The sequence below is a fragment of the Clostridium tertium genome (genome assembly GCF_902652255.1).
Classification (GTDB): Bacteria; Bacillota; Clostridia; order Clostridiales; family Clostridiaceae; genus Clostridium; species Clostridium tertium_A.
This window is the reverse complement of the sequence record NZ_CACRTO010000010.1, coordinates 72,511-81,954: the sequence shown is the minus strand read 5'-3', so window position 1 is coordinate 81,954 and position 9,444 is coordinate 72,511. Positions and strand designations below refer to the sequence as shown.

Sequence of the window (9,444 nt, the reverse complement as noted above, 5' to 3'; positions counted from 1 at the left end):
TGAGCCAGGATCAAACTCTCAATAAAAAGTTTAATCTTTTGCTCAAATTACTTTGAGTCTTAATTTTAAGACTTAAAAGAATTGCTGGTTTATTTTACTTAACTTTATTCTGTTCAATTTTCAAAGATCTCGCTTGGCAAGTTCTCAACAACTTGCTTAATTATAATAACATTTGGATTTAAAATTGTCAATACTTTTGATTTACAATTTTATCTCTTAGTTAACCGCCGTTCCCGACGACGCTATTTATATTATCACGATTATTTAAAGCTAAAAACACACAATTATATCATTATTTTATATTATTTTTATAATACTTATTCTTTCTAATTTATTCTCTAAATTTTATATAATGATACACCAGGTAAAGTTAACTTGCTTTTTAAATAATATCATATTTATTCCCTAACATATTATTTAATCTATTCCATTATTTCTCTTAATATATACTTAACTTTAATATATAATGTATATTATAATAGTGAAATTTTAGGGGGATTTTTATGACTAAAAAGATACTTGCAATTATTCTATCTTCAACTTTTTTATTGGTAGGCTGTTCCAAAGCTGAAGATGCAACCTCATTAGATGAAAATAAAACAACATTAACTACCTCATATAAGAAAGATACAGATATTTCAAAAAGAATAGTTTTATCAGGCAAGACTGCTGATTATAGTAGATACTCATTTTTAGGGAATTTATTATTTTTCCCTGACCCTAGTAACAATAATAAACTTTCAGTAGCTGAAGTAAAAGAAGACACAAATATTATAAATGACTCTCTAGTTACAGATAGCTTTGATTATTCTGTAGATTCAATAGTTACAGATGGTACATATATATACTTCTCATCTACCTCAGTAGATAAAGGTGTTTATAAATTAGATTATCAAAAGAAAGAAATAACTAAAATTATAAATGAGTCTACTCTTAATTTAGTTTATCAAAACAACTATTTGTATTACATAGATTCATTAAATAAAGGTATTTATTCATTTAACATAAAGACTAATGAGAAAAAATTATTATCATCAAAATCAGCAAGTAGCTTTATACTTAATAATAACGCTATATTTTATAATAATAGTGATGATAATCATAAACTATATTGTTTAAAGATAGATACTTCTGCTAACTTTAAATTAACAGACTATCCTGTTGATAGCTTTGCTATATATAACAATCTAATACTTTTTTCAAATGCATCTGATAAGAATTATATATACTCTATAGATGCCTCTAATTTAGAAGTGAAAAAAGCTTCATCAGTAAGCGCTTCTAAATTGAAGCAATATGAAAACACTATCTACTTTATAAATGATGAAGATCCTAATTCTATTTATAAACTTTCTTCAGATGAAACTGAAAACACACTTAAGTATGAAAAAATCTTTTCAAGCTTTACTAATGATTATTTTCCATATGAAGGTGGGGTATTTATAGAATCACCTTCTAATATAGATGAAGTTATTATATTAAAAAATAAGTAATTTTATATAAAAATATTCTTTAAGTTATAAAAAGAGGCTATCTACGACAGCCTCTTTTCTTATTATATTTAAATTCTATAAATTATTAACTATTTCTTTATACTTATCTCCTCTAACCGCAAAGTTAGGGAACATATCAAAGGAAGCACAAGCAGGTGATAATGTTACTATATCTCCTGGAGTTGCTATTTCTTTAGCTTTTATTACAGCTTCCTCTAAGCTTTCTACTGATATAATATTAACTTCTATTCCTTTTTCTTCTTTCAATTTATCAAAAGATGCCTTTATTAACTCTTTAGTAGCTCCTAATAAAATAAGTTCTTTAATGTAAGGATATCCTTCATATGCAAGAGGTTCAAAAGGAATATTTTTATCGTAACCTCCAGCAATTAATATTACCTTTCTCTCGAAAGCAAATAACCCTGCTAATGTTCTAGTTGGACTTGAAGCTATTGAATCATTATAGTATTTAACACCATTTACTTCTCTTACTAATTCACATCTATGTTCTACTCCACCAAAGTTTTCAGCAACTTTTTTCATAACTTCTATAGATACATCATCCTTAGTTGCTAAGAAAGCAGCTAGATAATTTTCTATATTATGAATTCCCTTAATTAAAACATCTTCCTTCTTGCAAACTTCTTTGCCTTCTAAATATAATATATCATCTTCAAAGTAAGCTCCATCTGATATCTTTCTCTTAGAACTAAATTCCTTTACTTCTCCTTTAGCTTCATTTACAAAACCATGAGTAATATCATTTTCTCTATTTAAAATTAATATTCCACTTTCTTCTTGATATAAAAAGATATTCTTTTTAGAATCTATATATTCTTGCATATCTTTATGCATATCTAAATGATTTGGTGCTAAGTTAGTTACTACTGCAACTTCTATAGGTAAGTCCATAGTCATAAGTTGAAAACTTGATAATTCTAACACAACCTTATCTTCTTCTCTTATTTCTTCTATATTTGAGAATAATGGAGTTCCAATATTTCCTCCTACCCAAGTCTTGTATCCAGCTTCAATTAATAGTTTTGAAATAATAGTTGTAGTTGTTGTCTTACCATCACTTCCAGTTACTCCAAAAACTTTACCTTTACAATACTTTACGAATTCCTCCATTTCGGAAGTTATATAAGCACCTTCTTCTTTTACTCTAACTAAAGCATCACAGTCTATTCTCATTGATGGTGTTTTAAATACTACCTCAAATCCAGTTAATCTATCTAAATAACCTTCTCCTAATTCTAAAGCTACTGAAAGACCATCGAACTCATCAGCAATATCACCTAGTTCATTTCTATCTTTCTTATCAAAAGCAGTTACTTTAGCTCCAAGTTTAACTAAAAATCTAATAAGAGGTATATTACTAACACCAATACCTACAACCGCAACATTTTTCTCTTTAATAAATCTCTTAAACTCTTCAAATGACTTTTTCATACTACTCCTCCAACTATCTATACAAATATTATATTATAATTTCTTATCTTTGCTCTACTATGAAAGGAACTATTCCATTACCATTATCTAAGTCTGTCCCAATCTTAAATAATTATAACACTTTACTTAATCAAATACAAAAATAGGGAGAAAACCATAATGAATAGTTATCCTCCCTAAATATACTTATATATTATCAGATTATCTAATTAAAATACATTTGTATATGTCATTTATAATTAGAATTCTAAGCTCTTTTCGATGTAAGCTTCTAAATCAGAAATCTTAACTCTTTCTTGTTCCATAGTATCTCTATTTCTTATAGTAACTGCTTCATCTTCTAAAGTATCGAAGTCTATAGTTATACAGAATGGAGTTCCAATTTCATCTTGTCTTCTGTATCTCTTACCTATACTTCCAGCTTCATCATATTCTAAGTTAAATTTCTTACTTAAATCTCCATAAACTTCTAAAGCCTTTTCAGAAAGTTTCTTTGAAAGTGGTAATATAGCTGCTTTATATGGAGCTAATGCTGGATGTAAGTGCATTACTGTTCTAACATCTCCACCTTCTAATTCTTCCTCATCATATGCATCTACTAAGAATGCTAATGCAACTCTATCAGCTCCTAATGATGGTTCTATTACATAAGGAACATACTTTTCATTCGTAGTAGGATCTAAGTAGCTCATATCTTGACCTGAATGTTCTTGATGCTTATTTAAATCATAATCAGTTCTATCAGCTATTCCCCATAGCTCTCCCCATCCAAATGGGAATAAGTATTCAATATCTGATGTAGCATTAGAATAGAAAGATAATTCTTCTTCACCATGATCTCTCATTCTTAGATTACTTTCATTAACACCTAAGTTTAATAGGAAGTTTAAGCAGTAATCCTTCCAGTACTTAAACCATTCTAAATCTGTTCCTGGCTTACAGAAGAATTCTAATTCCATTTGCTCAAACTCTCTAGTTCTAAAAGTAAAGTTTCCTGGTGTAATTTCATTTCTGAAAGACTTACCTATTTGAGCAATACCAAATGGGACTTTCTTTCTTGAAGATCTTTGAACTGACTTAAAGTTTACAAATATACCTTGAGCAGTTTCTGGTCTTAAATATATTGTACTAGCTGAATCTTCAGTAATACCTTGGAAAGTCTTAAACATTAGGTTGAATTTTCTAATATCAGTGTAATTTAACTTACCGCACTTAGGGCAAACAATTTTATTACCTTCAATGTATTCTTTTAATTGCTCATTTGTCCAACCATCTGCACTTGCAACTTCTGCACCATTTGCAGTCATATGATCTTCAACTAACTTATCAGCTCTAAATCTAGCCTTACATTCTTTACAATCCATTAATGGATCAGAGAATCCACCAACGTGTCCTGATGCAACCCACACTTCTGGGTTCATTAATATAGCACAATCTACTCCAACATTATATGGACTTTCTTGTACGAATTTCTTCCACCAAGCTTTTTTTACATTGTTTTTAAATTCAACTCCTAATGGGCCGTAGTCCCAAGAGTTTGCTAGTCCTCCATATATTTCAGATCCTGGGAATACAAAACCTCTGCTTTTGCAAAGAGCAACGATTTTCTCCATAGTTTTTTCTACTGCCATTTTAATACCTCCAATTTTTTATAATAAAAAAAGGCCTTAAACCTAAAGGGACGAAATACTTATTCCGCGGTTCCACCCTTCTTGGCTCTAGCCCTGCTTTCAAAAATTAATACTCAAAAGCGCCCTTCAACTTAAATTTATAACGATTTTCACCAAACATCGTCTCTCTAAAATAAATATCAAGTTTACTCCTCTTTCTCATAGTATTTATTAAATTATATATCCATTTTACCAAAAGGCTTTTATATGTCAAGCAAAAAAGAGTTTTATAACAATAGATAATATTATCTACTTTTATAAAACTCTTTTATAAAATGGCTCCGTGGAGAGGATTCGAACCTCCAACCTATCGGTTAACAGCCGAGTGCTCCACCATTGAGCTACCACGGAATATTTTATAAATAATTTTAAAATTAAATTGGCTCCGTGGAGAGGATTCGAACCTCCAACCTATCGGTTAACAGCCGAGTGCTCCACCATTGAGCTACCACGGAATACTATAAATAATTTTAAAATTAAATTGGCTCCGCGAAGAGGATTCGAACCTCCAACCTATCGGTTAACAGCCGAGTGCTCCACCGTTGAGCTATCGCGGAATATTTACTACATTAGTTATTATATCAACTTTTATTAATAATGCAAGTGTTTTTTAAGAAAAAATTTTTTAACATTTTTTATTAATACTATATATTAAGTATAAAAAAGCCATGCTCCTCTAAGAAGCAAGGCTTTTTTCAATTAACAATTATTGATGTAATTTGTTTCAAATTACTAAAAATAAATTATTTCCAAAAACTCCCTAAGGAGTTTTCTCATTAATTATCCATTCTTAATTATTTCACTGGTTTCATAGTAGGGAACATAATAATGTCTCTTATAGAAGCAGAATCTGTTAGGAACATTATAAGTCTATCTATACCTATTCCTAAACCTCCTGTAGGAGGCATTCCAGTTTCTAATGCACTCATAAATTCTTCATCTATCATGTAAGCTTCATCATCACCAAGTTCTCTTTCTTTTTCTTGTTGATTAAATCTTTCTCTTTGAACTATTGGGTCATTTAACTCAGAATAAGCATTACATATTTCTCTACCAAATACGAATCCTTCGAATCTTTCAGTAAACATTTCGTTCCCTCTCTTCTTCTTAGTAAGAGGTGAAATTTCTACTGGATAATCACATATAAATGTAGGCTGAATCATATGTTGCTCACAATATTCTTCATATAAAGCATTTAATACTTCACCCTTAGTTACATGATCAAGCTTCTTCTTAAATTCTAAATTCTTTTCTTTAGCTATAGCTTGAGCTTCTTCGTTAGATTTAATTTCATTAAAATCTATACCTGTATGCTCTTTAACTGCATCAACCATAGTGATTCTTCTCCAAGGTGGTGCAAAGTCTATTTCAGTACCTTGGTACATAACCTTAGTAGTTCCATTAACTTTTTCACATACAGCAGCTACCATATTTTCAGTTAATTCCATCATATCATTATAATCAGCAAAAGCTTGATATAATTCTATCATAGTGAATTCTGGATTATGTCTAACTGACATACCTTCATTTCTGAAAGTTCTTCCCATATCATAAACTCTTTCTAAACCAGCAACTATACATCTCTTTAAGTATAATTCAGGTGCAATTCTTAAATACATATCTATATCTAGAGTATTATGATGAGTTACAAAAGGTCTCGCTGAAGCTCCACCTGCTATTGGTGATAACATAGGTGTTTCAACTTCAATAAATCCTCTATTGTCTAAGAATTCTCTAATTCCCTTAAGTATGCTAGCTCTTTTTATAAAGTTTAGCTTAACTTCTGGGTTAGATATCATATCTACTTCTCTTTGTCTATATCTTAAATCTGGATCCTTTAAACCATGCCATTTTTCTGGTAATGGTTTTAATGATTTACAAATTAATTCAAAAGATTTAACTTTAACAGAAACTTCTCCTGTCTTAGTTTTAAATACTTCTCCTGTTGCAGCAACCCAGTCACCTAAATCATAAGTTTTATATGATTTTAATGCTTCTTCACCAACTTCATCTATCTTAATAAATAATTGGATTCTGCCATCTCTATCATGAATATCAGAGAATACAACCTTACCTTGACCTCTTTTTGACATGATTCTACCTGCCACTGTTACAGTTGCACCTTCTAATGCTTCATAATTCGCTTTAACTTCTTCTGACATATGAGTTCTTTCAACTTTATATACATCAAAAGGATCCTTTCCTTGGTTTTGTAATTCAACAAGTTTTTCTCTTCTTAAAGCTTCTTGCTCACTGAACTGAGATTCTAACTCTTGTATATTCATTTCCTCAGTTGACATTGATATCCCTCCGTTACTCTCTTCTTATTCCTAATATTTCGAACTTGTTCACTCCGTCTGGAATTGAAACCTCTACTATTTCTCCAACCTTTTTACCTAGTAACGCTGAGCCAACAGGTGATTCATTAGATATTTTAAAGTTCATAGGGTCTGCTTCAGCTGATCCTACTATTGAATATTCAACTTCTTCATCAAAATCAAAATCCTTAACCTTAACTATTGTCCCAACTGAAACCTTATCTGTAGGAATTTCTGATTCATCAACAACTGATGCATTTTTTAGCATATTTTCTAATTGTATTATTCTTCCTTCAGTAAAAGCTTGCTCATTTTTCGCTTCATCATACTCAGAATTCTCACTTAAATCTCCATATCCTAAAGCTACTTTTATTTTTTCAGTTATTTCTTTTCTTTTTACAGTTTTTAAAAACTCTAATTCATCCTCTAATTTTTTAACTCCTTCGTATGTCATTACGAATTTTTTAGTTTCACTCATGATTTTCTCCCCTTCAATTTACTACTATATTTAAAACCTAATAATAAGTCTTATATTGTCAAAATCATTTAAAACATTATAAATCAGCAATTACTATATGTCAACTCGTGTAATTTATAAGTATTTCATTAATAGATAATATTGTACTTATTTTTAATATATTTATTCACTAAAAATATTAATATTCAAACAATTGTACTAAACATATAGTTTTATTCATCTATTTCTATTAATTGTTTCTTATAATTATTTAACACATCAATAACTGCACTACTTTCATCTAAAGTATTTATAACAGATTTTATATCATTGCTTTTTGGCATTCCTTTTAAGTACCATGCTGAATGTTTTCTCATTTCTCTAACAGCTTTTCTCTCTCCATCGTACTTAATTGCTAACTCATAATGTCTTAAACACATATCTATTTTGTCATTATAAGTTATTTCTAAAGGTGGAAGTCCCTTTAACTTATTTTCAATTTGTCTAAATATCCACGGATTACCCATGCTTCCTCTTGCGACCATTATACCATCACAATTAGTTTTGTTTTTTAGAATTAAGGCATCCTCTGCAGTAAACACATCTCCATTTCCTATAACAGGAACTGAGACTGCTTCCTTAACCTTACCTATTATATCCCAATCTGCCTTACCTTCATACATTTGTTCTTTAGTTCTTCCGTGTATAGCTAATGCATCTACACCAGCATCTTCTAATATTTTAGCAAACTCTACTGCATTTATACTGCCTTCATCAAAGCCTTTTCTAAACTTAACTGTAACTGGCTTTGTGGAGACTTTTTTTATTTCTCTTACAATATTAGCTGCAAGCTCTGGATGTTTTAATAAAGCAGAGCCTTCTCCATTCTTGGTTATCTTATTGACAGGACATCCCATATTTATATCTATTAAGGAAACATCTTCTCTTTCATTAAAGTGTCTTTGTACAACTTCAGCCATAATTTTAGGATTATTACCAAAAATTTGTACAGCCACTGGACTTTCTTCTTCAGATATTCTAAGTAATGATTTAGTATTTTCATTCTCATAATATAGTGCCTTTGCACTTACCATTTCAGTATATACTAACCCACATCCCATTTCCTTACATAATCCCCTAAAGGATATATCAGTTACTCCTGCCATAGGCGCTAGAAAAACATTATTTTCGAATTCTAGGTTTCCAATCTTCATATTATACTACTCCTTATTCTTTTCGTATATTATTCTTAACCCCTCTAATGTTAAACTAGAATCTACCTTATCTATAACATCAGTCTCTTTAGCTATTAACTTTGCTAATCCACCTGTTGCTACAACAAAAGGTTCCTCTGTACCATGATCCATCATTTCTTTTTTCATTTTCTTAACTATATACTCTACTTGGCCTATGTATCCATAAATTATGCCCGCTTGCATACTTGAAATAGTATTTTTACATATTATACCCTTAGGTGTTTCAAGTTCTATTCTAGGTAGTTTTGCTGCTCTATCAAAAAGTGCATCAGAAGCTATCTTAATTCCCGGCGTAATACATCCTCCAAGATAATTTGCATCTTTTGTTAATGAACAAAAGGTAGTTGCTGTTCCAAAATCTATTATTATTAAGTCTTTTTTATATTTATCATGAGCTGCTACGGCATTTACAATTCTATCTGCCCCAACTTCTTTAGGATTATCATATTTAATATTTATTCCTGTCTTAACTCCTGGACCTACTACTAAAGGATTTATTCCAAAGCTTTTCTTAATCATATTTTCTAAAGAATGCATTATATTAGGAACTACAGATGATATTATTATTCCCTTTACTTCTCTAGGATTTAAATCACTTTGAATAAAAAGTTGCATTACATGAACAGAATACTCGTCTGAAGTTTTTTTAACATCAGTTGATATTCTCCATCCTGCAATATTTCTAGAATCCTTATATACCCCCAAAACAATATTTGTATTCCCAACATCTACTACTAGAATCATACAAGCACCACCTTAATACAATTAAAAGCAGCTTTTTAAAAGCTGCCTTATTAA

Annotated in this window: 7 protein-coding genes, 3 tRNA genes and 1 other annotated feature; of the genes, 1 reads left to right on the top strand and 9 read right to left on the bottom strand. The window is 30.1% G+C overall.

Annotation, left to right across the window (positions count from 1 at the left end; genetic code table 11):
* The first annotated feature begins 503 nt into the window (after positions 1-503).
* Positions 504-1,493: a DUF5050 domain-containing protein gene (locus GPX08_RS04860; protein ID WP_156625715.1), complete on the top strand. Its 990-nt coding sequence runs from the start codon at positions 504-506 to the stop codon at positions 1,491-1,493.
* Between the two features lie 75 nt (positions 1,494-1,568).
* On the opposite strand, the gene GPX08_RS04855 is transcribed toward GPX08_RS04860, so the two are convergent.
* From GPX08_RS04855 to GPX08_RS04815, 9 genes are all read right to left on the bottom strand, one after another.
* Positions 1,569-2,945, bottom strand: a complete 1,377-nt coding sequence (locus tag GPX08_RS04855) for a UDP-N-acetylmuramoyl-L-alanine--D-glutamate ligase (protein ID WP_156625714.1) — start codon at positions 2,943-2,945, stop codon at positions 1,569-1,571.
* Between the two features lie 239 nt (positions 2,946-3,184).
* Positions 3,185-4,576: a glycine--tRNA ligase gene (locus tag GPX08_RS04850; protein WP_156625713.1), complete on the bottom strand. Its 1,392-nt coding sequence runs from the start codon at positions 4,574-4,576 to the stop codon at positions 3,185-3,187.
* Between the two features lie 43 nt (positions 4,577-4,619).
* Positions 4,620-4,787: a binding site (T-box leader), on the bottom strand.
* A 104-nt stretch (positions 4,788-4,891) separates the two neighbouring features.
* Positions 4,892-4,966, bottom strand: a tRNA-Asn gene (locus GPX08_RS04845).
* A gap of 29 nt (positions 4,967-4,995) precedes the next feature.
* A tRNA-Asn gene (locus tag GPX08_RS04840) sits at positions 4,996-5,070 on the bottom strand.
* 27 nt (positions 5,071-5,097) lie between these two features.
* Positions 5,098-5,172 (bottom strand) — tRNA-Asn (locus GPX08_RS04835).
* A gap of 237 nt (positions 5,173-5,409) precedes the next feature.
* On the bottom strand, positions 5,410-6,915 hold the full coding sequence (lysS, locus tag GPX08_RS04830) for a lysine--tRNA ligase (RefSeq protein WP_156625712.1): 1,506 nt from the start codon (positions 6,913-6,915) through the stop codon (positions 5,410-5,412).
* A gap of 13 nt (positions 6,916-6,928) precedes the next feature.
* Positions 6,929-7,411, bottom strand: coding sequence for a transcription elongation factor GreA (greA, locus tag GPX08_RS04825; protein ID WP_156625711.1), 483 nt, complete (start codon positions 7,409-7,411; stop codon positions 6,929-6,931).
* A gap of 212 nt (positions 7,412-7,623) precedes the next feature.
* Positions 7,624-8,604 (bottom strand): tRNA dihydrouridine synthase DusB, encoded by a 981-nt coding sequence (gene dusB, locus GPX08_RS04820; protein WP_156625710.1) that lies wholly within the window; start codon positions 8,602-8,604, stop codon positions 7,624-7,626.
* Between the two features lie 6 nt (positions 8,605-8,610).
* Complete coding sequence (locus tag GPX08_RS04815; protein ID WP_156625709.1) at positions 8,611-9,390, bottom strand: type III pantothenate kinase; 780 nt, start codon at positions 9,388-9,390, stop codon at positions 8,611-8,613.
* Positions 9,391-9,444 lie beyond the last annotated feature (54 nt).